Annotated in this window: 24 protein-coding genes and 1 pseudogene; 14 read left to right on the plus strand and 11 right to left on the minus strand. The window is 56.5% G+C overall.

Annotated features, from left to right (window positions below):
* Positions 1-7 precede the first annotated feature (7 nt).
* The 3 genes from ypdF to ptsP are packed head-to-tail and all read left to right on the plus strand — an operon-like array spanning position 8 to position 4,651.
* The gene (gene ypdF / locus RT197_RS09650; RefSeq protein WP_312949741.1) at positions 8-1,102 is read left to right on the plus strand and encodes an aminopeptidase; all 1,095 of its coding nucleotides are present in this window, start codon (positions 8-10) and stop codon (positions 1,100-1,102) included.
* Positions 1,093-2,133, plus strand: coding sequence for an aminopeptidase (gene ypdE, locus RT197_RS09655; RefSeq protein WP_312949742.1), 1,041 nt, complete (start codon positions 1,093-1,095; stop codon positions 2,131-2,133). The genes ypdF and ypdE overlap by 10 nt, the downstream gene beginning before the upstream one ends.
* 22 nt (positions 2,134-2,155) lie before the next feature.
* Positions 2,156-4,651, plus strand: coding sequence for a phosphoenolpyruvate--protein phosphotransferase (gene ptsP / locus RT197_RS09660; RefSeq protein ID WP_312949744.1), 2,496 nt, complete (start codon positions 2,156-2,158; stop codon positions 4,649-4,651).
* Between the two features lie 3 nt (positions 4,652-4,654).
* On the opposite strand, the gene RT197_RS09665 is transcribed toward ptsP, so the two are convergent.
* Both RT197_RS09665 and RT197_RS09670 read right to left on the minus strand, forming a co-directional pair.
* A complete protein-coding gene (locus RT197_RS09665; RefSeq protein ID WP_312949746.1) occupies positions 4,655-5,503 on the minus strand; it encodes an AraC family transcriptional regulator in 849 nt (282 codons plus the stop codon).
* An 82-nt stretch (positions 5,504-5,585) separates the two neighbouring features.
* A complete protein-coding gene (locus RT197_RS09670) occupies positions 5,586-6,416 on the minus strand; it encodes an alpha/beta hydrolase (RefSeq protein ID WP_312949749.1) in 831 nt (276 codons plus the stop codon).
* A gap of 243 nt (positions 6,417-6,659) precedes the next feature.
* Between RT197_RS09670 and rnk the strand changes: the two genes are divergently transcribed.
* On the plus strand, positions 6,660-7,070 hold the full coding sequence (gene rnk, locus RT197_RS09675; protein ID WP_312949751.1) for a nucleoside diphosphate kinase regulator: 411 nt from the start codon (positions 6,660-6,662) through the stop codon (positions 7,068-7,070).
* A gap of 186 nt (positions 7,071-7,256) precedes the next feature.
* The gene (gene uspG, locus RT197_RS09680; RefSeq protein ID WP_312949754.1) at positions 7,257-7,685 is read left to right on the plus strand and encodes a universal stress protein UspG; all 429 of its coding nucleotides are present in this window, start codon (positions 7,257-7,259) and stop codon (positions 7,683-7,685) included.
* Between the two features lie 64 nt (positions 7,686-7,749).
* Here uspG and ahpF read toward each other — a convergent pair whose 3' ends face one another.
* Together ahpF and ahpC are read right to left on the minus strand one after the other, a co-directional pair.
* Positions 7,750-9,315 carry an alkyl hydroperoxide reductase subunit F gene (gene ahpF / locus RT197_RS09685; protein WP_312949756.1) on the minus strand — a complete coding sequence of 522 codons (1,566 nt, stop codon included), beginning with the start codon at positions 9,313-9,315 and terminating at the stop codon, positions 7,750-7,752.
* Between the two features lie 196 nt (positions 9,316-9,511).
* Positions 9,512-10,075 (minus strand): alkyl hydroperoxide reductase subunit C, encoded by a 564-nt coding sequence (gene ahpC, locus RT197_RS09690; RefSeq protein ID WP_312949759.1) that lies wholly within the window; start codon positions 10,073-10,075, stop codon positions 9,512-9,514.
* Positions 10,076-10,657: 582 nt separating this feature from the next.
* On the opposite strand from ahpC, the gene citR reads away from it, so the two are divergent.
* The 3 genes from citR (at position 10,658) to RT197_RS09705 (ending at position 13,664) form a co-directional block, all read left to right on the plus strand.
* Positions 10,658-11,557: a DNA-binding transcriptional repressor CitR gene (citR, locus tag RT197_RS09695; protein WP_312949762.1), complete on the plus strand. Its 900-nt coding sequence runs from the start codon at positions 10,658-10,660 to the stop codon at positions 11,555-11,557.
* Positions 11,558-11,829: 272 nt separating this feature from the next.
* Positions 11,830-13,053 carry a DUF3440 domain-containing protein gene (locus RT197_RS09700; RefSeq protein WP_312949764.1) on the plus strand — a complete coding sequence of 408 codons (1,224 nt, stop codon included), beginning with the start codon at positions 11,830-11,832 and terminating at the stop codon, positions 13,051-13,053.
* Positions 13,038-13,664, plus strand: coding sequence for a ParB/RepB/Spo0J family partition protein (locus RT197_RS09705; RefSeq protein WP_312949766.1), 627 nt, complete (start codon positions 13,038-13,040; stop codon positions 13,662-13,664). Before RT197_RS09700 ends, RT197_RS09705 begins: the two co-directional genes overlap by 16 nt.
* Here RT197_RS09705 and RT197_RS09710 read toward each other — a convergent pair whose 3' ends face one another.
* Entirely contained in the window at positions 13,665-14,825 is a 1,161-nt protein-coding gene (locus RT197_RS09710) for a pyridoxal phosphate-dependent aminotransferase (protein WP_312949767.1), read from the minus strand.
* Positions 14,826-14,940: 115 nt separating this feature from the next.
* Between RT197_RS09710 and mtnC the strand changes: the two genes are divergently transcribed.
* Both mtnC and RT197_RS09720 read left to right on the plus strand, forming a co-directional pair.
* Complete coding sequence (mtnC, locus tag RT197_RS09715) at positions 14,941-15,630, plus strand: acireductone synthase (RefSeq protein ID WP_312949769.1); 690 nt, start codon at positions 14,941-14,943, stop codon at positions 15,628-15,630.
* Positions 15,627-16,169: an acireductone dioxygenase gene (locus RT197_RS09720; RefSeq protein ID WP_312949772.1), complete on the plus strand. Its 543-nt coding sequence runs from the start codon at positions 15,627-15,629 to the stop codon at positions 16,167-16,169. The genes mtnC and RT197_RS09720 overlap by 4 nt, the downstream gene beginning before the upstream one ends.
* Before the next feature lie 18 nt (positions 16,170-16,187).
* Here the strand turns inward: RT197_RS09720 and mtnA are convergent, their stop codons facing one another.
* Positions 16,188-17,210 (minus strand): S-methyl-5-thioribose-1-phosphate isomerase, encoded by a 1,023-nt coding sequence (gene mtnA, locus RT197_RS09725; RefSeq protein ID WP_312949775.1) that lies wholly within the window; start codon positions 17,208-17,210, stop codon positions 16,188-16,190.
* Positions 17,211-17,314: 104 nt separating this feature from the next.
* Here mtnA and mtnK point away from each other — a divergent pair, with 104 nt between their 5' ends.
* A complete protein-coding gene (gene mtnK / locus RT197_RS09730; protein ID WP_312949778.1) occupies positions 17,315-18,514 on the plus strand; it encodes an S-methyl-5-thioribose kinase in 1,200 nt (399 codons plus the stop codon).
* 51 nt (positions 18,515-18,565) lie between these two features.
* On the opposite strand, the gene RT197_RS09735 is transcribed toward mtnK, so the two are convergent.
* From RT197_RS09735 to RT197_RS09750, 4 genes are read right to left on the minus strand one after another with little or no spacing between them, the layout of a single operon-like run.
* A complete protein-coding gene (locus RT197_RS09735; protein WP_312949779.1) occupies positions 18,566-19,807 on the minus strand; it encodes an LVIVD repeat-containing protein in 1,242 nt (413 codons plus the stop codon).
* Positions 19,804-20,868 carry a sugar ABC transporter substrate-binding protein gene (locus RT197_RS09740; protein ID WP_312949780.1) on the minus strand — a complete coding sequence of 355 codons (1,065 nt, stop codon included), beginning with the start codon at positions 20,866-20,868 and terminating at the stop codon, positions 19,804-19,806. The genes RT197_RS09735 and RT197_RS09740 overlap by 4 nt, the downstream gene beginning before the upstream one ends.
* A gap of 21 nt (positions 20,869-20,889) precedes the next feature.
* Complete coding sequence (locus RT197_RS09745; RefSeq protein WP_312949782.1) at positions 20,890-21,885, minus strand: ABC transporter permease; 996 nt, start codon at positions 21,883-21,885, stop codon at positions 20,890-20,892.
* Positions 21,882-23,384 carry a sugar ABC transporter ATP-binding protein gene (locus RT197_RS09750; protein ID WP_312949783.1) on the minus strand — a complete coding sequence of 501 codons (1,503 nt, stop codon included), beginning with the start codon at positions 23,382-23,384 and terminating at the stop codon, positions 21,882-21,884. Before RT197_RS09750 ends, RT197_RS09745 begins: the two co-directional genes overlap by 4 nt.
* A 161-nt stretch (positions 23,385-23,545) precedes the next feature.
* Between RT197_RS09750 and RT197_RS09755 the strand changes: the two genes are divergently transcribed.
* The 3 genes and pseudogenes from RT197_RS09755 to RT197_RS09765 all read left to right on the plus strand — a co-directional run bounded on the left by RT197_RS09755 (position 23,546) and on the right by RT197_RS09765 (position 25,369).
* On the plus strand, positions 23,546-24,634 hold the full coding sequence (locus RT197_RS09755) for an oxidoreductase (RefSeq protein ID WP_312949785.1): 1,089 nt from the start codon (positions 23,546-23,548) through the stop codon (positions 24,632-24,634).
* Positions 24,635-24,813: 179 nt separating this feature from the next.
* Positions 24,814-24,999: pseudogene (locus RT197_RS09760) on the plus strand (type II toxin-antitoxin system RelE family toxin); the annotation flags it as partial.
* Positions 24,974-25,369, plus strand: coding sequence for a helix-turn-helix transcriptional regulator (locus tag RT197_RS09765; RefSeq protein ID WP_312949786.1), 396 nt, complete (start codon positions 24,974-24,976; stop codon positions 25,367-25,369). The pseudogene RT197_RS09760 and the gene RT197_RS09765, both read left to right, overlap by 26 nt.
* On the opposite strand, the gene RT197_RS09770 is transcribed toward RT197_RS09765, so the two are convergent.
* Entirely contained in the window at positions 25,366-25,563 is a 198-nt protein-coding gene (locus tag RT197_RS09770) for a YbdD/YjiX family protein (protein WP_312949788.1), read from the minus strand. The genes RT197_RS09765 and RT197_RS09770 overlap by 4 nt on opposite strands.
* Positions 25,564-25,573 lie beyond the last annotated feature (10 nt).

Raw genomic sequence — 25,573 nt, forward strand, 5'->3', positions numbered from 1 at the left:
AACGATTATGACGCCTCTGGCAACGCTTCGCGCCTGGCTTGAAGAGCAGCATCTGGATGCGGTGCTGATCTCCTCCCGGCAGAACAAACAGCCGCATTTTGGCTTTGCCTCCGGCTCTGGCTACGTGCTGGTCACCCGCCAGCACGCGCATATCCTGGTGGATTTTCGCTACTATGCCGACATCGCCGAACGTACCAGCGGCTATCAGTTGCATCTGCTGACTAACGACCAACCGATGTCGTCGATAGTGAATCACATCATTGCCACAGAAAGCCTGATCCACCTCGGTTTTGAGGGTGAACAGGTGAGCTGGCACACCGGTAGCCGTTGGCAAAGTGAACTGAACGCACAGCTTAAGGCGGTTTCGCTGGATGCGCTGCGGCAAATTAAAACGCCGCAGGAGATCGCCATCCTGCGCGAAGCGTGCCGCATTGCCGACGTCAGCGCGGCGCACATCCGGCGTGTTATTCAGCCCGGAATGCGCGAGCGGGAAGTGGCGGCAGAGCTGGAATGGTTTATGAAACAACAGGGGGCGGAAAAGCCCTCGTTCGATACGATTGTTGCCAGCGGCCCACGCGGTGCGTTGCCACACGGTAAAGCCTCAGAGAAGGTTATCGTGGCCGGAGAACTGGTCACGCTGGATTTTGGTGCCCAATACCAGGGATATTGTTCAGATATGACGCGCACTTTTCTGGTGGCCGGGCGCTATCCGGCCCCGGAAGAAATGCCGCTGTGGTCTGTGTATCACACCGTGCTAGCCGCACAGCTGGCGGCGATTGCCGCTATCCGTCCCGGCGTGGCCTGCTGCGAAGTCGATGCCGCCGCCCGCAACGTCATCGCCGACGCCGGATACGGCGCGCAGTTTGGTCATAATACCGGTCACGCCATCGGCATCGACGTGCACGAAAACCCGCGCTTCTCGCCCTCCGACACCACGATCTTACAGCCCGGTATGCTGCTGACCGTGGAGCCGGGGATCTACCTGGAAGGCAGGGGCGGCGTGCGCATTGAAGATGTTATTCTGGTCACGGCAGACGGGGCGGAAGTGCTTTACACGCTGCCCAAAACGCTGCTGTCCACAGGAGAAGAGCCATGGATGTAGCATTACTCAAAGCCTTAAGCGAAGCGGATGCCATCGCCGCCGATGAGCAGGAAGTGCGGCAAATTCTGCTGGACGAAGCCGATAAACACGGCAAGCCGGTGCTCTTTGACGGTCTCGGCTCGGTGCTTATCCGCCTTAATGAAAGCGCCGGACCAAAGGTGATGGTCTGCGCGCACATGGATGAAGTGGGATTTATTGTACGCAGCCTCTCCCACACCGGGGCCATTGACGTTTTGCCAATCGGCAACGTCAGAATGGCGGCGCGGGAGCTACAGCCGGTGCGCATCACTACCCGTGACGGGATGAAAATCAACGGCCTGCTGACCGGCGAACGCCAGGGCAGCGAGGTCGGCAAACTGCGGGTAGATGTTGGCGCGCGCAGCGCCGAAGAAGCGGAAACGGCGGGCATTGCGCCGGGAGATCGCGTCACCTTCGCTACCGCCTTCAGCCAGTTGCCCAACCAGCAACTGCTGGGGAAAGCCTTCGATGACCGGCTTGGCTGCTATCTGCTGATTAGTCTGCTGCGTGAACTGCACCAGACGCCGCTGGATGCCGAAGTCTGGCTGGTCGCCAGCTCCAGCGAAGAGGTGGGGTTGCGCGGCGGGCAAACTGCCACCCGCAAGGTCAACCCGGATCTGGCGATTGTGCTGGATACCGCCTGCTGGGCGAAAAACTTCGATTACGGTAGCGACAACCACCGGCAGACCGGCAAAGGTCCGATGCTGGTGATCCACGACAAATCAATGATGGCCTCGCCGAAGCTCATCGCCTGGGTGGAAGAGATTGCCGCCCGCGCGGAGATCCCGCTGCAAAAAGATATGTTCAGCAACGGCGGCACCGACGGAGGCGCGGTCCATCTTAGCGGGACGGGTATTCCCACCGTGGTCATCGGCCCGCCTACCCGTCACGGTCACTGCGCGGTCTCGATTGCCGATGGGCAGGATATTACCCTCACCCACCAGCTTCTGGTGGCGATGCTAACTCAAACAAACGCAGAAACCGTGGTTCGTCTGACGGATTTCAGATGCTGATTCTGCGTTGACAGGAGCCGTTATGTTAACCATCCAATTTCTCTGCCCGTTGCCAAACGGGCTTCACGCTCGCCCGGCCTGGGAACTGAAAGAGCAGTGCAGCCAGTGGCGCAGCGACATCCGCTTTATCAACCATCGGCTGAACAGCCAGGCCGATGCCAAAAGCTCGCTGGCGCTGATCGGCACCGGAACATTATTTAACGACAGTTGCAGTCTGGAAATTACCGGCAGCGACGAAGAGCAGGCGCGGCGGGCGCTGGAAAACTACATCGAACAGCGGTTTATCGACAGCGACAGCGAGCTGCCCGCGAACGCCACGCCCGTGGCCCGCCCGCTTCCGCGCTCGCTTTCCCGTCTGAATCCTGACCTGCTCGCCGGGACGGTGCTGGCGGGCGGCGTCGGCAGTGGCGTACTGACGCTCTGGCACAGCGATAGCCTGGACACGTACCGCGCCATTGCTGCCAGCCCGGAAGATAACACCCGTCTGGAGCACAGCCTCGCGGCGCTGGCAGAGCAGTTCAATCAGCAGCTTCAGGTGCTGGGTGGCGAAAGCAAAACCATCGTCAGCGCTCATCTTTCGCTGATCCAGGATGAGGAATTTGCCAGCAATATTCGTCGTCTGATGCGCGAGAGCAAGCTGGGGCTGGCAGCGGCAATTATCGGCAATATGGAGCAAATCAGCGAAAAACTCTCGGCCTCCAGCAGCGAATACCTGCGCGAGCGGGTCAGCGACATTCGCGATATCAGCGAGCAATTACTGCATATTACCTGGCCCGATCTGCGTAAAAAAGTGTCGCAGACCCTGACCCGTCCGACGCTGCTGATCGCCGAAGATCTGACCCCCAGCCAGTTTTTGAGTCTCGATCTGGCCCAGCTTAAGGGAATGATTCTTGAGAAAACGGGCCGTACCTCGCACACCCTGATTCTGGCCCGCGCCGCGTCGATCCCGGTGCTAAGCGGGATCGGCATCAGCGAACTGACGCCGCTGGCGAACCGCACAGCGGTGCTGGACGGGCAGTGCGGCGTGCTGGTGATGGAGCCGGACGATGCCATTCAGGGCTATTACGCCATCGCCCAGCGGCTGGCTGATAAACGCGCGCGCCAGCAGGCGCAGTCCGCTGCGCTTCCGGGGGTTTCGCTGGACGGCAACGTCATCGAAGTGTCGGCGAACATTGGCAGCGCGCTGGAAGCGCCCGGCGCATTCGCCCACGGTGCGGAAGGTATTGGTCTGTTCCGCAGCGAAATGCTGTATATGGATCGCGAACGTGCGCCGGATGAGCAGGAACAGTTTGAAGCCTACCAGCAGGTGCTGCTGGCCGCCGAGGGCAAACCGGTTATTTTCCGCACGATGGATATTGGCGGCGATAAACCGCTCAGCTATCTGAACATTCCGCATGAGGAAAATCCGTTCCTCGGCTATCGCGCGGTGCGAATTTACCCTGAGTTCGCCGATCTGTTCCGCACCCAGCTGCGCGCGATTTTACGCGCCGGGGCATTCGGCAATGCGCTGCTGATGATCCCGATGGTGCACAGCCTGGATCAAATCCTGTGGGTGAAAAAAGAGCTGGCGCAGGTACGCGAGCAGCTTCAGGCGCAGGGGCTGCGCTTTGCCGCCACGCTGCCGCTGGGCATCATGGTGGAAGTGCCGTCGGTGTGTTACATCATCGACCATTTCTGCGACGAGGTGGATTTCTTCAGCATCGGCTCTAACGATATGACCCAGTATCTTTACGCGGTGGATCGTAATAATCCGCGCGTCTCGCCGCTGTATAACCCCATTACCCCGTCCTTCCTGCGGATGCTGCGCCAGATCGTCAGCGTCGCCCATCGCCACGGAAAATGGGTCGGCATTTGTGGGGAGCTGGGCGGTGAACCCCGCTATCTGCCGCTGTTACTCGGCATGGAACTGGATGAACTCAGCATGAGCGGTCCGCGCATTCCCGCCGTGAAAAGCCTGCTGCGCCAGCTTGACAGCGAAGCCTGCCGCGCGCTTGCCGAAAAAGCCTGCGAGTGCCGCAGCGCCGACGAGATTGAAACCCTGCTTCAGGACTTTACCCCGCAGGAAGATGCCCGCCCGCTGCTGGCGCTGGAAAATATCTGCTTCGTCGATAACCTCAGCCGCAAAGAGCAGGTCATTCAGTTCCTGTGCGGCAATCTTGAGGTTAACGGACGCACCGATCGCCCGGTGGAGCTGGAGGAGGACATCTGGCAGCGTGAGGAGATCGTCACCACCGGCGTTGGCTTCGGGGTGGCGATACCACACACCAAATCCCCGTGGATCCGTCATTCCAGCATCAGCATTGCCCGCCTGCCCGCGCCCATCGACTGGGAATCAGAAATGGGCGAGGTGGAACTGGTGATCATGCTGACGCTGGGCGAGAACGAAGGGATTAACCATGTGAAAGTGTTCTCGCAGCTGGCGCGCAGATTGGTTAACAAGGGCTTTCGCGAGGCGCTGTTTTCCGCCCGCGATGCACAGGCCATTCTGGATCTGCTCAACGCCGAACTGACCTTCTGACGGTTACTGAAAGCGAGTGCGATACTCTCCCGGCGTCAGGCCAAACTGACGCCGGAAGAGCCGACAAAAATAGTCGCTATCCGGGTAGCCACAGCGCCGCGCCACTTCTCCCACCGAAAACTGATATTTCTGCAACATAATCCGCGCCTTCGCCATCCGCACCCAGCGCAGATAATCGACAAAACTCATGGTTCCCTGCTCGCTGAACAGGCGGGAAAGGTGATTCGGGGTGATATTAAAAAAGCTCGCCACGCTCGCCCGCGTTAACGGTTGATCGTAACGTTCCTGCAACCAGTTACAGACGCTCTGGTACAAAAATACCGGGCGCGACTGGCTCTGATCCGGCACGGCGTTCACCACTTTACGGCACAGATGCAGCAGGCTTAAGGTCAGCGGCTGGATAATATCCTGATCCTGCGGCGAGCGGCTCAGCAGGGTCAGCGCCGTAAGTATCGCCTCCCCTTCTCCGCGCTGCACGTGCGGCAGTTCAATTTTGCGCAGCGGGACCGGACTGACGCCGCTGCGGTTATCGTAAAATGCCAGCCCCAGCCAGGCGGTGGCAAATACCAGGCTAAGTACCATTCCCGGCTTGTCGAAGAGAGGGGCGTTAGCGGCACGCGGCGGGATAAACAGCATTTCCCCCTGCCGAATGTGCTGCTGTTCAGGCTCCAGCCGGTTGCCATATTCACCGCGCAGCACCACTTCAAGGCGCGGAAAATCAATGCACAGCGCATTGGCATTCACCATTTTTTGTGCGCTGGCAAACCAGACGCGGCCCAGCCGCTGCGGATTGAGCACCAGCCCGCTTAGCAGGTCGGCAAAAAATTGTTGGTCGGCAGGTAGCGCGGGCATAGACGGCATCTCTTCAGCTTAAGATGCGCTATCTTATCCTGGTTAGAAAACCCGGCAACCGCAGGATTGCCGGGTCAGCAGATTAAGACTGGATAAAGGTCAGCAGATCGACATTAATATCCTGCTTGTGGGTGGTGCAGATGCCGTGCGAGCCGCCTTTATAAATCTTCAGCTGCGCGTTGGGCAGGAGGGCCGCTGCCGCTTTGCCACAGGTTTCTAAAGGCACAATCTGGTCGTCATCACCGTGGATCACCAGCGTCGGAATGGTCATCTTTTGCAGGTCTTCACGCAGATCGGTTTCGGAAAACGCCGCCACACAGTCGTAAAGCGCTTTTATCGATCCCTGCAATCCCTGGCGGACAAAGCTACGGCGCACCTCTTTTGACTCTTTCACCCCGAAGCGGTTATAGCCGTAAAAGGCTTTCGTCAGCTCGTAGAAGAAAGCGGCGCGATCCTCGATAACGCCTTCACGAATGCCGTCGAAGACTTTTTTATCGACGCCGTCAGGGTTGAAATCGGTTTTGATCATAATCGGCGTGACCGAGCCAATCAGTACCGCTTTCGCCACCCGATCGGTGCCGTGGCGACCAATATAACGCGCCACTTCGCCGCCGCCGGTTGAGTGCCCGACGTGTACCGCATCTTTCAGATTCAGATGCGCGGTGAGTTCCGCCAGATCGTCGGCGTACTGATCCATATTGTGCCCGTCCCACGGCTGCGCGGAGCGACCGTGACCGCGCCGATCGTGGGCAATCACGCGATACCCTTTTGAGGCCAGATAAAGCATCTGATCTTCAAACGCATCGGCCGTTAACGGCCAGCCGTGGCTGAACACCACCGGCTGACCGCTGCCCCAGTCTTTAAAGTAGAGATAGCTACCCTCTTTCAGGGTGAGTTTATCGAACTTGCTCATGAGATCTCCTGTGGCGGAAGGATGCTGCATTATGCAACGACGCTTAAAAGCATAATCCACAATGATGAACGGTGACGGCTATCGCAAAAATAACCGCCCTTCCGCACCCGCTCCGTGCGCCAGGTCACTTCAAAGTTGCGGCAACTGACAGTATGATGGCCTTAGCTAACCCTCACCACCCGGTGGTGAGGGTTTTCTTTTGGATTGCAGTTAATCACTGCCAACAATAACACGGAGTAAAAAATGTCCAGACCTGCGATTATCATCAACGAGTTCGATGCCGAGCGCATTGACCGTCTGCTGGAGAAACCCGCTTATGCCGCGCTGCCGGTTGCCGACGCGCTGAATGCAGAGCTGGATCGCGCGCAGATGTGTGCCCCTGAATCGTTACCCGCCAACGTGGTCAGCATGAACAGCACCGTCCGCTTCCGCGATCTGACCAGCGGTGAAGAGCGCGTGCGCACCCTGGTGTTCCCGGCGCAGATGACCGACAGCAACGCCCAGCTTTCAGTGCTGGCCCCGGTCGGCGCGGCCCTGCTGGGTCTTGAGGTTGGCAGCGCCATTCACTGGCAACTGCCCGGCGGGGCTTCCGCCCACCTTGAAGTGCTGGAGCTGCTTTATCAGCCCGAAGCCGCCGGTGATTATCAGCGTTAACTTTCTGCCTTAAGCGCTTCGCCGCTTTTTCAGAGGATGTGTCCGCATCCTCTTTCCGCCCTTCTCTCCCTGGCTACAAATCTTTACACCCTCCCCGGCAGCAGACAGCCATTTTGCGAAGTCGCAGACATCTTCGGCAGGCAAAATATGCTTTGCTATCAGGAGTGATCACAAGGAGGAGCAGCTATGTATAACACTATTATTATGCCGGTTGATGTTTTCGAGATGGCCCTCAGCGATAAAGCCGTCCGCCATGCCGAATTTCTGGCGCAGGAAAAAGGCGTAATCCATCTTCTGCACGTCCTGCCCGGCTCCGCGAGCATGACCATGCAACGTTTTGCGGGCGATCTGCGGCGCTTTGAAGAGCATATGCAGCATGAAGCTGAAACCCGGCTGAAGACGATGACGGAGCATTTCAGCATCGACCCGGCGCGGATCAAAATCCACGTGCGGATGGGCAGCGTGCGCGATGCGGTAAACGCGCTGGCGGAAGAGTTACAGGCTGACGTCGTGGTCATTGGCTCGCGTAATCCGTCCATTGCCACCCATCTGCTCGGCTCGAACGCCTCGAGCGTGATCCGCCACGCGCATATTCCGGTGCTGGTGGTTCGTTAACGCACGAAAAAAGGGCCACCCGAAGGTGGCCCACTCACATTGCAGGTATTATCTTACTTTTTTGTTATGCCGTTTTGGTGCGGATCAGGTGGTCAAAGGCGCTAAGCGATGCTTTTGCCCCTTCACCCGTCGCGATGATAATTTGCTTATACGGAACGGTAGTGCAGTCGCCCGCAGCAAATACCCCTTTCACGCTGGTTTCACACTTCGCATCAATCATGATTTCGCCCATCCGGTTGCGCTCAATCGCGCCTTCCAGCCAGGTGGTATTAGGCAGCAGGCCGATCTGGACAAAAATACCGGCCAGTTCGACGTGATGCACATCGCCGCTCACCCGATCACGGTATTCCAGGCCGGTGAGCTTAGTCCCGTCGCCTTTCACTTCAGTGGTCTGGGCATTCAGAATGATATTCACGTTGCTCAGGCTGCGAACTTTATCCTGCAATACCTGATCCGCTTTCATTTCTGGCGCAAATTCCAGCAGGGTGACGTGCTCGACAATCCCGGCCAGATCGATCGCCGCTTCCACGCCGGAGTTACCGCCGCCGATCACCGCCACGCGTTTGCCTTTAAACAGCGGGCCGTCGCAGTGCGGGCAATAGGTTACGCCTTTGGTGCGATACTGATCTTCACCCGGCACGTTCATGTTACGCCATTTAGCCCCGGTCGCGATGATCACGCTGCGCGCTTTCAGCACCGCGCCTGACGCGGTTTCAATCTGGTGGAAACCGCCTTCCTGCGCCGCCGGAACCAGCCTGGTGGCGCTCTGGGTGTCGATCACGTCCACGTTGTACTCATTAACGTGCGCCTTCAGCGCGCCCGCCAGCTTCTGTCCTTCGGTTTTCGGTACGGAAATGTAGTTTTCGATGTCTACGGTATCCAGCACCTGGCCGCCGAAACGCTCACCCATTAAACCGGTGCGGATGCCTTTACGCGCCGAGTAAACCGCCGCTGCCGCGCCCGCCGGGCCAGAACCGACGATCAGCACGTCATAGGCATCACGTGTGTTCAGTTCTTCCGCCGCGCGTTTTTCCGCGCCGCTGTCCACTTTGGCCACAATTTCAGCCAGCGTCATGCGGCCCTGTCCAAACTCTTTACCGTTCACGTACACCGCCGGAACGCCCATCACGTTACGCTCGGTGATTTCGTTCTGGAAAGTGCCGCCGTCAATCGCGGTATGTTTGATGCGCGGATTCAGTACCGCCATCAGGTTCAGCGCCTGCACCACGTCCGGGCAGTTGTGGCAGGAGAGCGAATAGTAGGTTTCAAATTCAAAATCACCGTCCAGATCGCGGATCTGCTCCAGCAGCGCCTGCGCTTCTTTTGACGGATGACCGCCGGTCCACAGCAGCGCCAGCACCAGTGAGGTGAACTCATGACCCAGCGGCGAGCCAGCGAAGCGCGGGCCGTGCGTGGAGCCGGGGTTAGCGATCAGGAAGGAAGGTTTACGTACCGCCAGAGAATTGTCTTCTTTATACGAGACTTTATCTGACAGGGTAGAAATTTCAGCCAGCAATTCCTTGATTTCTGCCGATTTGGCGCTGTCATCCAGCGTGGCAATCAGCTCAACAGGTTTAGTCAGCTTCTCAAGGTAAGCCTTGAGCTGGGTTTTCATGTTAGTGTCGAGCATGGATATCTCCTGGGCTTAAGCATCATCATGCAAGCAGCCTCGTTCGGGCAGCCTGGATGCAACTTGCATCATAGTGCGGGAAGAAAAACGGGTGCAGCGCACCCGCTTAAATTTCAAATTCGCAGGGATTTCACGTTATGGGAAGGCGGCTGGCTTAGAAAGCGGTGCCGCCTGCGGCGCGAAAACACAACGAATTTTAGATTTTACCTACCAGGTCCAGAGACGGCGCCAGAGTCGCTTCGCCTTCTTTCCATTTAGCCGGGCAGACTTCACCTGGGTGAGAAGCCACGTACTGAGCGGCTTTAATTTTACGCAGCAGGTCAGACGCGTCACGGCCGATACCTTCAGCAGTCACTTCAACAGCCTGGATGATGCCCTGCGGGTCAACGATGAACGTACCACGGTCAGCCAGACCTTCATCTTCACGCAGCACTTCAAAGTTGCGGGTCAGGGCAGCGGTCGGGTCACCGATCATCGCATATTTGATTTTTGCGATGGTTTCAGAGCTGCTGTGCCATGCTTTGTGGGTGAAGTGGGTGTCGGTAGAAACGGAGTAAACGTCTACGCCCAGTTTCTGCAGTTCTTCGTAGTGGTCAGCCACGTCGCCCAGTTCAGTCGGGCAAACGAAGGTGAAGTCAGCCGGATAGAAGAAGAATACGCTCCAGCGGCCTTCGGTGTCTTTTTCGGTAACTTCGATGAACTCACCGTTTTTGAATGCCTGGTTTTTAAAAGGTTTGATTTTAGTGTTGATCAAGGACATCTATACTTCCTCCGTGTTTTCGTTGAGGTGTAAGTTAACGAATTTTTTACGATTCGGCTAATGCGTTTCCATTATCAAATCAATAAGCGTTAGCTAACAACTTTCGTTAAGCGATGTATCTTGCGCCACTTGTTACTTAAAAGTAAACAAGCGCTGAAAAATGCACCGTCTGCTATACATAAATATCGCCTGCGATTACATCACTCAGGTATAGAAAGCGCAATCACTCGCGCAGAGGTATGAGCTATGGCTCTGATAGCCTGCGCCATTCAATCGGTGCTGAAGAGTTTATACCCTTAACCAAAAAATCGGCTATTACATTCATCATTTATGCGAATAGATAATAATAGTCATAGTCAATCATAAATGACGACTGAAGCTTCCGGTATTCACCCATCTGATAGCAATAATACTTGTTATCATTTCGAATGCGCTGGTTGCGGCTGATTTTATATGATATATTTGCGATAAATCAATTTATCATCAGTTTTAGCAACCACACGGATTGTGAATAAATAGCCTGTAACGATAGCTATAATTTTATGCTACAGGGTTCGCAGGTAGTAACTATAAGGCTGAAATATGGCTAATCTCTATGATTTAAAAAAATTTGATCTCAATTTGCTGGTTATTTTTGAATGCATTTATCAGCATCTGAGTATCAGTAAAGCCGCTGCTACGCTTTACATTACGCCTTCGGCCGTCAGTCAGTCACTGCAACGCCTGCGCACCCAGCTTGACGACCCGCTATTTATTCGCTCAGGAAAAGGAATTACGCCCACCACCGTCGGCATTAATCTGCACCAGCATCTGGAACAGAATCTTAATCAGATTGAGCAAACCATCAACATTACGCATAGTTCCTCACTGCGTAAAAGCTTTGTTATTTATTGCCCGCAATTGCTGCTCGCGGGCGGGCTGATGAATCCGGTCAGTATTCTCCAGCAAAGCAGCCAGTTCGAAATTGAGCATCACGACCTGCTGATGTCCTCAGAAACGGCAGAAGATCTGCTGGCCTATCGCAAGGCGGATTTAATTTTCTCTTTTGCCCCTACCGCTAACCGCTCCATTTGTTGCAGCCATTTTAAAACCGTACCCATCGTGGTGGTGTGCAGCAAATTTCATCCACGGCTGGGCGAGACCTGCACGCCTGAAGAGCTGGCGCAGGAAAATTTTACTTTCTATGACACCAGCGAAGCGGGCGTCCGCCAGTTTCAGGCCTCTCTGGAAACGGTATTACCGGTGCGTAATATTGCTTTTCGCAGCGATTCATTCATCTCTAATATGAATATGATCAGCGTATCGGAACTGGTTGGATTAATACCATTGCGCGCTTACGAAACATTTAAGAAATCGTTGGGATTAAAAGTGGTCAAACTTTCCGTCCCCCTGCCCGTTGCTGACATTTATATGATGTACAACCGGGCCTCGTTAAATAATGCCATTTTTGCAGAATTCATCAGAAAAATATCAGCGCTTTAAAAGATGTGATTTATTTATATAATAAAACTGAATGATACAAATAATGTTTTACTAATTTAAACAGATGCGCAATAATTTCGGGCGTTAATCTACTTACACAATCATTCATGCTACCTGATAAAACGCAACAGGCATTAAATAGTGACTATGCGAGCATTAGCGGTTGCGCTAATACCAGGTAGTCAGAGCACGGGCAGTTTGAATGATAAAATATATAAATACTGTTGAGACTCATCATTTACCGTCTCTATATTATCTCGGGTAAATATAAAATGTCCCTGCATAAACTTCCGTTGGCTCAGAACATTCTCGAGGCCAGCCGGGATCGAATCCGGTGGACGCTCCAGAATTTCGACCGCGTATGCGTTTCATTTTCTGGGGGGAAAGACTCCACTATAATGCTCCACCTCACCGCTGGTCTCGCCCGGCAGATGGGTAAGAAACTGAGCGTCTTATTTATTGACTGGGAAGCCCAGTTTTCCTGCACCATTACCCATTGTGAACGACTGCGCAACGAGTATCAGGACGTCATCGAACAATTTTATTGGGTCGCGTTACCGCTGACCACTCAGAATGCGCTCACCCAGTTTAACCCGGAGTGGCAATGCTGGGAGCCGGGTACAGAGTGGGTCCGCCAGCCGCCTGAATATGCGATTACCGATCCCGACTACTTTCCTTTTTATCAACCGGGAATGACCTTCGAAGTATTTGTCGCCCTGTTTGCGGAGTGGTTTTCCCTGCGTCGCCCGGCGGCGGTAATGATCGGTATTCGCTCTGATGAATCCTACAATCGTTTTCTGACCATCGCCTCCCAGCGCAAGCAGCGCTTTTCCGACGATAAGCCGTGGACCACGCTGGCTCCCGGCTCACACAGCTGGTACGTCTATCCGATCTACGACTGGAAAACCGCCGACGTCTGGACGTGGTTTGCCAAAAGCCAGATGGCCTACAACCCGCTTTACAACCTGATGTACCAGGCAGGCGTTCCGCCGCGTTATATGCGTATTTGCGAACCCTTTGGCCCGGAACAACGGCAGGGACTGTGGCTTTATCATGTGCTGGAGCCGGAGCGCTGGGCATTAATGTGCCAGCGGGTGAGCGGCGTTCACTGCGGCGGCGTTTATGCCGGGCAGGACAGTAAATTCTACGGCCACCGCCAGCTGATAAAACCCGATAACCATAGCTGGAAAAGCTACGCCTTTTTCTTGCTGGAAAGTATGCCGCAAAAAACCGCCGAGCATTACCGCAATAAAATTGCGGTCTATTTGCACTGGTATAATAAAAAGGGGATGCCAGACATTCCTGATACCCAACCCGGCGATATCGGCGCAAAGGATATCCCTTCGTGGCGGCGGATATGCAAAGCGCTACTCAGCAATGACTATTGGTGCCGAATGCTATCCTTCAGCCCTCATAAGCCGGGAAATTATCAGCGCTACAGTGAACGGATAAAAAATAAACGCAAGGAGTGGAATATTTTATGCAACAACGAATAATGCAGGTGCTGGCAGGCTATCTTGATAAGCTGTCGGAGAAGGAACGCATTGCTGCTATCAATAATTTCCGTTTACTTCTGCATGAATTCAGTCCTTTCAGGGATAACCCCGTTGACTGCGTATTATGGATGAAGCATGAAAACCTCACTCCTAATAATTACAATCCGAATAATGTCGCGCCGCCAGAAAATCGGCTGCTGCTAAAATCACTCGAAACCGATGGCTTTACCCAGCCGATTGTGGTTTCTCAGAATGGCCCCGACCAGTATGAAATTGTTGATGGCTTTCATCGTCATCAACTGGCAAAAAACAAAAATTCGCTGATCCGCGAGCTTAAGGGGTATGTCCCGGTATCCCGACTGAACCACACCCCGGAACAGCGCGCGTCGTCTATAACATCAACGATTCGTCATAATCGCGCCAGAGGCAGGCATCAAATCAACGCCATGGCGGAAATTGTCCGCGAACTGGCCCAGCTCAACTGGTCCGAAGAAAAAATCGGTAAGGAGCTGGGGATGGACGCCGACGAAGTGCTGCGCCTGAAACAAATTAACGGCCTGCTGGAGCTCTTTAGCGACCGCAAGTTCTCCGAGGCCTGGACCGTTAAATAATTACAGTGTGCACAGGCGCTCCGCCGCAGCCAGCAGCGTCGATTCCTGCTTCGCAAAGCACAGCCGGATAAGCTTATGCGGGAAAGGATCGGCGCAAAATACCGACAGCGGGATCGCCGCCACGCCGATTTCCGTTGTCAGCCACTGACAGAAACTCACGTCATCCAGATCCGATACTGCGCTGTAGTCAGCCAGCAGGAAGTAGGTGCCTTCACAGGGCAAAAGCTCCAGCCGACTGGCGGACAGCGCGTTGACGAACACATCCCGCCGCTGGCGATAAAATTCCGGCAGTTCGCGATAATGCTCCGGCTGCGCGCGCAGCATATCGGCGAGCGCAAGCTGGGCGGGCGTATTGACCGCAAAGGTCAAATACTGATGCACCTTACGCAACTCCGCGCTGATCGCCGCTGGCGCGACGCAGTAGCCCACCTTCCAGCCGGTCATATGATAAGTTTTACCAAACGACGAAACCGCCACCGCACGCTCGCGCAGGGATGAATGCGCCAGCACGCTGGCATGACCGTCTGGCGCAAAACAGATGTGCTCATAAACTTCATCGCTCAGCACATAAATTTCCTGCTCGCGAATCGCCTGCCACAGCGCCTCAAAATCCTCTTTGTGCCAGACGCTGGCCGAAGGGTTATGCGGCGTATTGAGGATCACCAGCCGGGTACGATCGCTGAGCAGGGCAGCAAAGGCCTGCCAGTCAACGCGAAAATGCGGCGGCTGGAGCGCCACGCGCTTAAGCACACCGCCGGAAAGTTCGACGGCGGGCGCGTAGCTGTCGTAGCTGGGATCAAAGCAAATTACCTCGTCCCCTTCCCGCACCAGCGCGGTGATCGCGGCGTACAGCGCTTCGGTCGCGCCTGCGGTCACGGTAATGTCGCTGTTCACATCCGGGCGGTAGCCATACAGCCCGGCGGTTTTATCGGCAATGGCTTCACGCAGCGCCAGCGCGCCGGTCATCGGCGCGTACTGGTTGGCTCCCTGCGCGACGTGAAACGCCAGCCGCTCCTGCAAATAGCGCGGCCCGTCGAAATCGGGAAAGCCCTGTGACAGGTTAATGGCCTGATGCTGTTGCGCCAGTGCGCTCATCTGCGTAAAGATGGTGGTTCCGAGATTCGGCAATTTACTTTGTGGGATCAGGGGACTGGTACTCATTCTTTGGTATCCGCTTATCGTGATGCTGTTGAAGCCACTATAACACGATGATACCATTTGGCAATCAAGACGCTTAGACGTCTAAATAACGCTATTTTACCCGACGGGAGCGACCATGATCCGCGCCATTGTGACCGATATAGAAGGTACCACCAGCGATATCCGCTTTGTGCATAACGTTCTTTTTCCTTATGCCCGCGAGCGTCTGGCGGCGTTTCTTACCGCCCAGCAGTTTGCCGAACCGGTGATGTCGATCCTTGATAATCTGCGCGAGGAAATTGGCCGTCCTGACGCCACCACCCAGCAACTTACCGAAACGCTGTTCGCCTTTATTGATGAAGATCGTAAGTCTACCGCGCTGAAAGCGTTGCAGGGGATCATCTGGCAGGACGGCTACGTAAACGGTGATTTTACCGGGCATCTCTATCCCGACGTGCTGCCCGCGCTGGAGAAATGGAAAGCGCAGGGGCTTGATCTGTATGTATATTCCTCCGGGTCCGTCGCCGCGCAAAAATTGTTATTTGGCTACAGCGACGAAGGTGATATTACTCATCTGTTCAGCGGTTATTTCGACACCCACATCGGCGCGAAGCGCGAGGTGCAGTCTTACCGTAATATTGCCGAACAGCTCGGTCATCCGCCCGCCTCGATCCTGTTCCTCTCCGATATTAGTCAGGAACTCGACGCGGCGGCAGAGGCCGGGATGCGCACCGTACAGCTGATCCGTGGCGATAACGACGCCGCCAGCCATCATCCTCAGGTTCATCATTTTGATGACATTAACCCGGAGCAGATCCCTTCATGAGCGCACTGACCATTTATTCTGACAAAGAGGCCAGCCAGCCCACCTGGCACAGCACCGACGCCAGCGAAATCCAGCAGCAGCTTAACGCGCGCGGCGTGCGATTCGAACGCTGGCAGGCGGATCGCGATTTGGGGAATAATCCGGCTGCGGAAACGGTGATCGACGCCTACCAGCACGCCATCGACCAGTTAGTCGCCGAAAAAGGCTATCAAAGCTGGGACGTAATTAGCCTGCGCGCTGACAATCCGCAAAAAGAGGCGCTGCGCAGCAAATTCCTCAACGAGCATACCCACGATGAAGATGAAGTCCGTTTTTTTGTTGAGGGCGCGGGGCTGTTCTGCCTGCATATTGGCGATGAGATTTATCAGGTGCTGTGCGAAAAGAACGATCTGATTTCCGTTCCGGCTGGCACCCCGCACTGGTTCGACATGGGTTCCGAGCCGAATTTTACCGCTATCCGTATTTTCGATAACCCGGAAGGCTGGGTGGCCAGGTTCACCGGCAGCGCGATTGCTGACGGCTACCCGCGCCTGCCCTGATCCTTTCGTCGCAAGCGTTTAAGCTGGCAAAAATACCCCTGCCGCGACTGCGTCCGGCGTGACCACGCCGCTGTCCAGCACCCAGCCGCTGATCAGCGCGGCGGGGGTCACGTCAAAGGCCGGGTTGTACACCTGCGCGCCTTCCGGTGCCCACTGTACCGCGCCAAAACTGCCCGCCACGCCGGTCACTTCGCTGGCGGCGCGCTGCTCAATCGGAATAGCGTCGCCATTCGCGCAGTGCCGGTCGAGGGTGGTTTGCGGCGCGGCAACGTAAAACGGCACGCCGTGAAACTTCGCCAGCACCGCCAGAGAATACGTGCCGATTTTATTCGCCACGTCGCCGTTGGCGGCAATGCGATCCGCCCCGACCCATACCGCATCCACCTGCCCTTTCGCCATCAGGCTGGCCGCCATTGAATCGGTGATAAGCTGATACGGCACACCCAGCTCCCCCAGCTCCCACGCGGTCAACCGTCCGCCCTGAAGGAGCGGGCGCGTTTCGTCAACCCACACGTTTGCTACCCGGCCCTGTTCAAACGCGCGGGCAATCACCCCCAGTGCGGTGCCCACGCCCGCCGTCGCCAGCCCGCCGGTATTGCAGTGGGTGAGCAACCGGCTGCCCGGCACCACCAGCGCACTTCCCGCCACGGCAATGCGCTCACAAAGCTGTTTGTCTTCGGCAACCAGCCGTTGCGCTTCAGCCGCAAGCGCCGTCGCGAAATCGTCCTGCGCCAGCGCCAGCTTCATGCGATCGAGATTGTTCATCAGATTTACCGCCGTTGGACGTGCGGCACGCAGCGTTTCCAGCGCCGCAGACAGCGCATCCCGCCCGGCACCCTGCCCGGCCAGCAGCGCCAGTAACAAGCTGGCGGAGAGGCCGATCAGCGGCGCACCGCGCACCCGCAGCGCGTGAATATGATCCACCAGTGCGGCGACATCGCTGGCGGGCAGCCAGATTTTCTTCTGCGGTAGCGCCTGCTGGTCGAGGATAAAAAGCTGATTTTGGCTCACCCGCAGGCTGGTTGTCTGTAGTGTCTGCATCTCGTTAAATCCCTGTTGCGTTGATGTGTCACATTGTGTCAGGATGAATTCCAGATGTATAGACGTCTGAATGGCTTTATCAGAAAAGAATAAGGAGTGAGGCAATGTCGCAATATCGAACGTTCACCGCCGGGGATGCCGTGGCTTACGCGCAACAATTTGGCGGGCTGGAAAATCCGTCAGCGCTGGTCGGGGCGCAGGAAGTGGGCGATGGCAACCTCAACCTGGTATTTAAAATTTTTGATACTGAAGGCGTCAGCCGGATCATCGTCAAGCAGGCGCTGCCCTATGTGCGCTGCGTCGGCGAGTCCTGGCCGCTCACCCTTGACCGCGCCCGGCTGGAAGCGCAGACGCTGAAGGCGCATTACCAGCACTGCCCGCAGCATACGGTCAATATCCTGCATTTCGATCCTGAACTTGCGGTGATGGTAATGGAAGATCTGTCCGATCACCGCATCTGGCGCGGCGAGCTGATCAAAGGCGTCAGCTACCCGCAGGCTCCTTTCCAGCTTGGCGAATACCTGGCACAAACCCTGTTTCACACCAGCGATTTCTTTTTGCATCCGCACCAGAAGAAAGCGCAGGTGGCGCAGTTTATCAACCCGGAAATGTGTGAGATCACCGAAGATCTGTTCTTCAACGATCCGTATCAGATCCACGAGCGTAATAGCTATCCGCCGGAGCTTGAGCCAGAGGTTGCCGCGCTGCGCGACGATCCCCAGCTTAACGTGGCCATTGCCGCGCTCAAACACCGCTTCTTTTCTCACGCTGAGGCGCTTCTGCACGGGGATATTCATAGCGGATCGATTTTCGTCGCTGAAGGCCGCCTGAAGGCGATTGACGCCGAGTTTGGTTTTTTTGGTCCGGTGGGTTTTGACGTCGGAACCGCCATCGGCAATCTGCTGCTGAACTTCTGCGGCGCGCCGGGTCATCTGGGCATCCGCGATGCCGCCGCCGCGCGCGAACAGCGTCTGAGCGATATTCGCGATTTATGGAATACCTTCGCCGAACGCTTCCAGGCGCTGGCGGTGGAGAAAACGCGGGACGACGCGCTGGCTTATCCGGGCTACGTTTCGCAGTTTCTGCAAAAGGTCTGGCACGATGCCATCGGCTTCTGCGGCAGCGAACTGATCCGTCGCAGCGTCGGGCTTTCCCACGTTGCGGATCTCGACACCATCGCCGATGAGGAAATGCGCCACGCCTGCCTGCGCCACGCGATTTCGCTGGGAAAAGCGCTGATAGTGATTGGCGAACGCATTGAAAATGTCGAAGAGCTGATTGCCCGCGTCAGGCAGTACAGTTAATTATTCCTGATACCGACAGCGCCCATCATCGCCAGGCGCTGTCGTCCGGCCTTATCCCCGATATTCAATCACCGACAGCCCGCCGTTATAGTCCGTACTGTAAATAATCCCCTGCGCGTCAACAAACACATCGCAGGACTGGATCACCTGCGGCCTGCCGGGGCGCGTATCCATCATCTTCGCGGGCGCGGCAGGCACCAGCGCGCCGGTTTCAACCGGGCGGTATGGATCGGAAATATCATACGCACGCACCCCCGCATTCTGGTAAGTCGCAAAAATCAGCGTTGAGCTGATGAAACTCCCCGGCCGGTTTTCATGCAGGTTATGCGGACCAAAATGCGCGCCCTTCGCCACGTAGTCGATTTCTTTCGGCTGCGGGAAGGTGGAAATGCTCACCGGATTCGACGGCTCGCGAATATCAAACAGCCAGATCAGCTTTTCGCCGTCTTCCTGATTGTCGAGGACCGCTTCATCCAGCACCACCAGCAGATCCCGGTCCGGCAGCGGCAGCGCGGTATGGGTGCCACCGCCAAACGGCGGACTCCAGTTGCGGTGGCTGATAAGCGTCGGCTGGCGACGATCTTTTACGTCCAGCAGCGTCAGCCCGCCGTCGCGCCAGCTTCCGTAGGCGGTATCACCGGCGATGATCGCGTGATGCAGCGCATAGCGTTTGCCTTCCGGCCAGTCTGGCGTTTCGCCTGCGGCCTGATTCATGCCCGGCAGCCACCAGCTCCCGGCGACTTCGGGCCTGCGCGGATCGGCTAAATCAATGGTCAGGAAAATATAATCGGTAAAGCCGTCGATCAGCGCCGACACATAGGCCCAGCGTCCGCCGACGTACCAGATGCGGTGAATGCCGATACCGTTCAGCGACAAAAAGCCAATTTCACGCGGTTTATCCGGCGTGGAAATATCGAAAACGCGCAGTCCGGCGCTCCAGCCGCGATCCTGCACGTCGCTGACCGTCTCGCCGACCTGACGGGTGTAATACACTTTTTCATCGGCAAAACGCGCATCGGCAAACAGATCCCGGGCGTTGATCACCAGCAGCAGATCGTCATGAGCCTGAAGATGGACGTTCCACGTTCCCGGCGGCGCAGCCACATAGCCTGCGGGCTTCGGATTTTTCGCGTCGCGCACATCCACAATCGAAAAGCCCTGCGACACCATATGCCCAATGTACGCAAAGCCACGATGCACCATTAGCTGCACGCCGTCCGGCCGACCACCCTGATCGCTGTGACCGATCAGCCGCATATTGCGGCTGTATTCAGGTGTGGGTAGCGTACTCATTTGTGCTTTGCTTCAAGCGTTGCAAACCACGGGGCGATAAAGTCTTCCGTCTGGCCCCAGCCTGGAATAATTTTGCCAAGACCGGCCACGTTCACCGCGCCCGGCTGGCTTGCCAGCAGCGCCTGCGGGATAGACGCCGCTTTAAAATCATAGGTCGCAGGCGTCTGCTCCCCGGCAATCTTATTGGCGATCAGCCGCACGTTGGTTGCGCCGATCAGTTTCGGATCGACCGCCACGCTCACCTTCCACGGGCTGCCGGATTCACGCATCAGTTGTAGATCCTGGTTAGAAATATCGATGCTGTAGAGTTTAATTTCAGTGCGCCCGTTCTCTTTCAGCGCCTTATACGCCCCCTGGCTGAAGGCATCCCAGGTGCCCCAGATCGCGTCAATTTGTCCTTTTGGATATTTCGCCAGCACCGCGCCGACTTTATTCGCCGTGTCGCCCTGAACGTCAGAAGACACCGCGCCAATCGATTCCAGCTCTTTAATCCCCGGATTCTGCTTCAGCAGCTCCTTATATGCCGCCTGACGACGCTCCATCGGCGGGAAACCGGCGACCCACAGCTTGATGATATTGGCTTTGCCATTGAAATCCTTGACCAGTTGCCCGAAGGACAGATTGGTCAGCGAAACGTCGTCCTGCTGCGTCACCGTGACGCCGGGGATCTCGCCGTTAACCGCCGTATCAAATACGGAAACCTTAATCCCGGCATCGACCGCTTTTTTTACCAGCTCAGTGGCGTAAGGATCGCGCCCCTGCGACAGAATAATCCCGTCGTATTTCTGGCTAATCGCCTGATTCACAAAATCCTGAAATTTGGCATCGTCGCCGTTGCTCAGAAAGGTACTGATTTTAAAGCCAAGCTTTTTCCCTTCCTGGATCGCCCCGGAAACAAACTGGGTGGTATTGTCGTCAGAACCTAAATTGCGGATAACCGCAATGCGGATCGGCCCCTGGTGATCGGCAATGGCCGCCGGAACTGGCGCAGGCGTTGCCGCATAGCCTGGGACCGCGCTGAGTAAACTTAGCGCCAGCAGTGAAAGCGTCATTTTTTTCATTTCTCTATTTCCCCTGAATGGTTAACGTCGCTGGAAGTAAGTCAATGCAAGAGCGCCAGCCAGCACCAGGCCCTTAATAATATCCATTGCGTAATACGGCACTGACAGCATCACCAGCCCGTTAGAAAGCACGCCGAGGATCACCGCACCGACCAGCGTACCCAGCGCATTTGGCTTGCCGGACCCGGCGAGTGAAAAGCCGATCCACGCGGCAGCCACCGCGTCCATCAGATAACCGCCGCCAGCATTGACCTGCGACGAACCAATGCGCGAGGCCAGCAGAATGCCGCCAAGACCCGCCAGCAGTGAGGCGATCAGATAGGCGGCGACTTTATAGCGGGTGGTGCGGATCCCCGACAGGCGCGCCGCTTCCGGGTTACCGCCAATGGCGTACATCCGCCGTCCGTGGGTAGTAAGCGACAGCCCAAGCTGCGCCAGCACCGTCACCACCAGCATCACAATCACAATGGTTGGTACCTGCCCCAGCAGGCTGAAGGCCGCCGGAATAGTGCCTTCCGCCATATCGCCGCTCGGCAGCACCATGTTTTCAGTGATCGAGCCGCCGAAGCTCCAGGTCATCGCCACGCCCTGAATCACAAACAGACTGCCCAGAGTGGCGAGCATATCGGGAATGCGCAGCACGACGATTAAAAAGACGTTAAACAGTCCGACCAGGGTACAGAGCGCCAGCGTCAGCGCAATGGCTTCGCCGGTGCCGAAGCCGTACCAGACAAACAGGGAAATCACCAGCGAGTTCGCCAGCGAAGCGGTCGACCCCACCGAGAGATCAAAACCGCCCACGGTCAGCGAAACAGACACCCCCACGGCGATCACCGTGACAATCGCAATGGAGCGCAGGATGTTGATGATATTAAAGGGATCGAGGAAATTATCTGACGCCACGCCAAAAATGGCGATCAGCGCGACAACGGTAAGCAACATGCCCCATTTATAGAGAAAATCGAAAAATTGCTGACGGCCTGATGCCGTCGCGTTTACTGAAAGGGCTTTGCTCACGCCGCCGTTCCTCCGGTCGAGTAATAAAGAAGTGTCTCTTCGCGGGCCTCCTCGCCCTCAATTTCCGCCACAATGCGCCCGTCCCAGAGCACACAAATTCGGTCGCACAAACCGACCAGTTCGCTGAATTCGCCGGACGCATAGATCACCCCGCGCCCCTCGCGCGCCAGGCCGTCGATCAACTGAAACAGATCGGTTTTGGCTTTGACATCCACGCCTTTGGTCGGCTCGTCAAAAATCAGCACGCTGGCGTTTGCGCGCAGCCATTTGCCGATGGCGACCTTTTGCTGGTTGCCGCCGGATAAGCGCCGCAGTTGCTGCCCCGGTCCGGTAGTACGCACGCCAACGCGGGCGATGGTTTCCTGCGCCCAGCGCCACGCCTGACGATGCCCGAACAGGCTCCAGCGGGAAAAGGTGTTATCCGCACTCACTGCCAGATTCATGACGATGGACTCATCGACAAAAATGCCCTCTTTGCGCCGCTCTTCCGGCACCAGCGCCAGCCCGCGCGTCACGGAGTCCGCCGGATCGCGCGGTCGCCATGGCTGGCCGTTAAGCTCCCCGCGCTCGCTGCGGCTCTTCGTTGCGCCAAACAGCGCCTTGCACAGTTCGGTTTTGCCCGCCCCCGCCAGCCCGGCAATGCCGAGAATTTCCCCTTTGCGCAGGCGCAGCGAAATATCTTTTAACAGCGTGGCGTCGTGCAGTCCGTCCACGCGAAGCAGGATCTCATCACCGCAGGGCGGGCGGCGCGGTGGGTAAATATCACTCAATTCATGACCGAGCATTTTCTCGACGATGGCTTCCGCGCTCAGCGCAGCCAGCGGTCCGCTTTCAATCAGCCTGCCGTCGCGCAATACCGTCAGGGTGTCGCAAATGGCTTTCAGTTCGTGAATGCGATGGGAAATAAAGACGACGGCGATGCCCTGCTGTTGCAGGCGGCGGACGACGGCAAACAGACGCTCGCTTTCATGCCTGTCCAGCGGCGCGGTCGGTTCATCAAGGATCAGAAAGCGGCAGTGGTGCGACAGCGCCCGCGCCAGCAGAATTTGCTGTTTTTCCGCCAGCGAGCAGCTATCAATGGTGCGTCGAACGTCCAGCGTGACGTCCAACTGGGCCAGAGCCGCCCGCGCCTGACGGTGAATCTCACCCCAGCGGTAGCGGTGCCCCGGCTCCGCCAGCGCGTCGAGCATAATGTTTTCGGCAATGCTCAGACCGGGGATCAGCGCGACGTCCACTTCCTGCTGAACCAGATGGATCCCCAGCCGCTTTGCATCGCGCGGCGTGCGGATCGATACCACCGTATTATTGATGGCGATCTCACCTTCATAATGGTCATATGTTCCTGACAGCACGGCCATCAGCGTGGACTTGCCCGCGCCGTTGGCCCCGGTCAGGGCATGGACTGAACCGCCGGTCAGCGTGAAGTCAACCTGGGCGAGCGCCTTCACGCCTGCAAAGGCCAGGCCGATCCCACGCATTTCAAGGCGATTGGCTATCATCGCTGCGCTCCCTGATATTAATGTTTTGATTTAGCGTATATTTCATGCCTTCAACTTGACTGGCAACGACAGAAAAGGCATAACATAAAACAAAATATTATTAGCCATCCAGATGTCCAGACATAACATCAGGTTAGCGATCACGCAAAAGGACAACACACATGAGCAACACTGATATTCGCGTCGTCACCGGCCCCGCCAACTATTTTTCACACAGCGGCAGCCTCGCGCGGCTGACTGACTTCTTCAGCAAAGAACAACTTTCCCGCGCGTTCTGGGTTTACGGCGAACGTGCCATCGCCGGTGCGCGTCCTTTTCTGCCTGAGGCGTTTAACGCGCCGGGGGCGAAGCACCGCCTGTTTACCGGTCACTGTAGCGAAACGGACGTGGCAGAACTGGCGCAGGACGCGGGGGACGATCGCGCGCTGGTGATTGGCGTTGGCGGCGGTGCGCTGCTGGATACCGCCAAAGCGCTGGCGCGGCGTCTGGGTCTGCCGTTCGTGGCGATCCCCACCATTGCCGCGACCTGCGCCGCCTGGACGCCCCTTTCGGTGTGGTACAACGATGCCGGTCAGGCGCTGCATTTTGACATTTTCGACGATGCCAACGTCCTCGTGCTGGTCGAGCCGCAGATTATCCTCAACGCCCCGGCGGAATATCTGCTGGCGGGCATCGGCGATACGCTGGCGAAATGGTATGAAGCGGTGGTGCTGGCTCCGCAGCCGGAAACCCTGTCGCTGACGGTGCGCCTCGGCATCAATGGCGCGCTGGCTATCCGCGATGTGCTGCTGGCGAAAAGCGAGGAGGCGCTGGCCGATCAACAGCGCGGTGTGCTAAGCCAGGCGTTTCGCGACGTGGTGGATGCGATCATTGCGGGCGGCGGTATGGTCGGCGGGCTTGGCGAGCGTTACACCCGCGTCGCGGCGGCGCACGCGGTGCATAACGGGCTGACGGTGCTGCCACAGACGGCAAAATTCCTCCACGGCACCAAAGTGGCCTACGGTATTCTGGTGCAGAGCGCCCTGCTCGGTCAGGACGACGTGCTGGCGCAACTCAACGCCGCTTATCAGCGCTTTCATCTGCCGACGCGCCTGGCAGAACTGGAGGTCGATATTAACAACCGCGAAGAGCTGGATCGGGTCATCGCCCACACGTTACGCCCGGTCGAATCTATTCACTTTCTGCCCGTCACCCTGACCCCGGAAACCCTGCGCACCGCCTTTGAAAAGGTTGAGTTTTTCGGCCGCTAATCCACGCTTTATGCAAGCCTCTGTCGCCTGACGGAGGCGTTTGCGATCCCGCTCGTAATCCCTTCTTTTGCCGCTGTTCACTGCCGCCAATCCGTTCTGTTTTGTCCGACATAAGATAATTTAAAAAATCTAATTATCTTATTATTTACTTATATTCAGGGCGGCGTATAGTGAGGCCAGACATTAAAAAGCTGTCGGCGCCCAAAGATCATTACCGGCTGCGCGTGGGTGATTACCGCATAATCTTTACGCTACGGGGAGAGATGCCCGATATCGGCTATATCGTGTCAGTCAGGCGCAGAACCACTACCACTTATCTGCATGAGGAGAGAATAACCTATGGAAGCGCAGTATATCAGAGATGAGAATGGCGACCCGCAATACGTGGTCATCCCCTACGACGTTTATTTTAAAATGCGTCTGCAAATGGCGGACGTCGAATCAGAAAGTGAAGCCGAAGGCTGGGAAGAAATCCCTTTTGAACGCGACGAATATGATGACGTCTCCCTCCCCGATGAAATTGTCAGCATTATGTGCAATGACGAGGTGAGTTTACAGGCCGCCTGGCGTATTTATAACGGGCTGTCACAGCAGGACGTGGCGCAAAAACTGGGGATCAGCCAGTCCGCCGTTTCACAGCTTGAATCGCCGGACTCCCGTCCGCAGAAGCGCACCCGCGAAAAGCTGGCGGCGATTTATGGCTGTACCCAGGCGCAAATTAGCCTGCTGATTTAACAGCACTTCACGCCGCCCTTACCGCCGTAGCGTGCATCCTGGCGTTCGCGAAAAAACTCTTCCCAGGTCATCGGCGTCTGGTCCGGGTGGGTGATGCGGATATGCTCCACATAGTTGTCGTAATCCGGCACGCCGATCATCATTTTGGCGGCCTGTCCCAGGTACTTACCTGCTTTAGAAAGTGTGTCGAACATAGATGCTCCG

Source organism: Superficieibacter sp., from assembly GCF_032071645.1.
Classification (GTDB): Bacteria; Pseudomonadota; Gammaproteobacteria; order Enterobacterales; family Enterobacteriaceae; genus Superficieibacter.

Coding starts and splice junctions, on each gene's coding strand:
- mtnC (WP_312949769.1), top strand. CDS start 14,941: ATGATCCGCGCCATTGTGACCGATATAGAAGGTACCACCAGCGATATC.
- ahpC (WP_312949759.1), bottom strand. CDS start 10,075: ATGTCCTTGATCAACACTAAAATCAAACCTTTTAAAAACCAGGCATTC.
- RT197_RS09670 (WP_312949749.1), bottom strand. CDS start 6,416: ATGAGCAAGTTCGATAAACTCACCCTGAAAGAGGGTAGCTATCTCTAC.
- RT197_RS09740 (WP_312949780.1), bottom strand. CDS start 20,868: ATGAAAAAAATGACGCTTTCACTGCTGGCGCTAAGTTTACTCAGCGCG.
- mtnA (WP_312949775.1), bottom strand. CDS start 17,210: ATGCAGACACTACAGACAACCAGCCTGCGGGTGAGCCAAAATCAGCTT.
- mtnK (WP_312949778.1), top strand. CDS start 17,315: ATGTCGCAATATCGAACGTTCACCGCCGGGGATGCCGTGGCTTACGCG.
- ypdF (WP_312949741.1), top strand. CDS start 8: ATGACGCCTCTGGCAACGCTTCGCGCCTGGCTTGAAGAGCAGCATCTG.
- RT197_RS09770 (WP_312949788.1), bottom strand. CDS start 25,563: ATGTTCGACACACTTTCTAAAGCAGGTAAGTACCTGGGACAGGCCGCC.
- RT197_RS09705 (WP_312949766.1), top strand. CDS start 13,038: ATGCAACAACGAATAATGCAGGTGCTGGCAGGCTATCTTGATAAGCTG.
- uspG (WP_312949754.1), top strand. CDS start 7,257: ATGTATAACACTATTATTATGCCGGTTGATGTTTTCGAGATGGCCCTC.
- rnk (WP_312949751.1), top strand. CDS start 6,660: ATGTCCAGACCTGCGATTATCATCAACGAGTTCGATGCCGAGCGCATT.
- ahpF (WP_312949756.1), bottom strand. CDS start 9,315: ATGCTCGACACTAACATGAAAACCCAGCTCAAGGCTTACCTTGAGAAG.
- RT197_RS09710 (WP_312949767.1), bottom strand. CDS start 14,825: ATGAGTACCAGTCCCCTGATCCCACAAAGTAAATTGCCGAATCTCGGA.
- RT197_RS09735 (WP_312949779.1), bottom strand. CDS start 19,807: ATGAGTACGCTACCCACACCTGAATACAGCCGCAATATGCGGCTGATC.
- ptsP (WP_312949744.1), top strand. CDS start 2,156: ATGTTAACCATCCAATTTCTCTGCCCGTTGCCAAACGGGCTTCACGCT.
- RT197_RS09755 (WP_312949785.1), top strand. CDS start 23,546: ATGAGCAACACTGATATTCGCGTCGTCACCGGCCCCGCCAACTATTTT.
- RT197_RS09665 (WP_312949746.1), bottom strand. CDS start 5,503: ATGCCCGCGCTACCTGCCGACCAACAATTTTTTGCCGACCTGCTAAGC.
- ypdE (WP_312949742.1), top strand. CDS start 1,093: ATGGATGTAGCATTACTCAAAGCCTTAAGCGAAGCGGATGCCATCGCC.
- RT197_RS09765 (WP_312949786.1), top strand. CDS start 24,974: ATGGAAGCGCAGTATATCAGAGATGAGAATGGCGACCCGCAATACGTG.
- RT197_RS09700 (WP_312949764.1), top strand. CDS start 11,830: ATGTCCCTGCATAAACTTCCGTTGGCTCAGAACATTCTCGAGGCCAGC.
- RT197_RS09750 (WP_312949783.1), bottom strand. CDS start 23,384: ATGATAGCCAATCGCCTTGAAATGCGTGGGATCGGCCTGGCCTTTGCA.
- RT197_RS09720 (WP_312949772.1), top strand. CDS start 15,627: ATGAGCGCACTGACCATTTATTCTGACAAAGAGGCCAGCCAGCCCACC.
- citR (WP_312949762.1), top strand. CDS start 10,658: ATGGCTAATCTCTATGATTTAAAAAAATTTGATCTCAATTTGCTGGTT.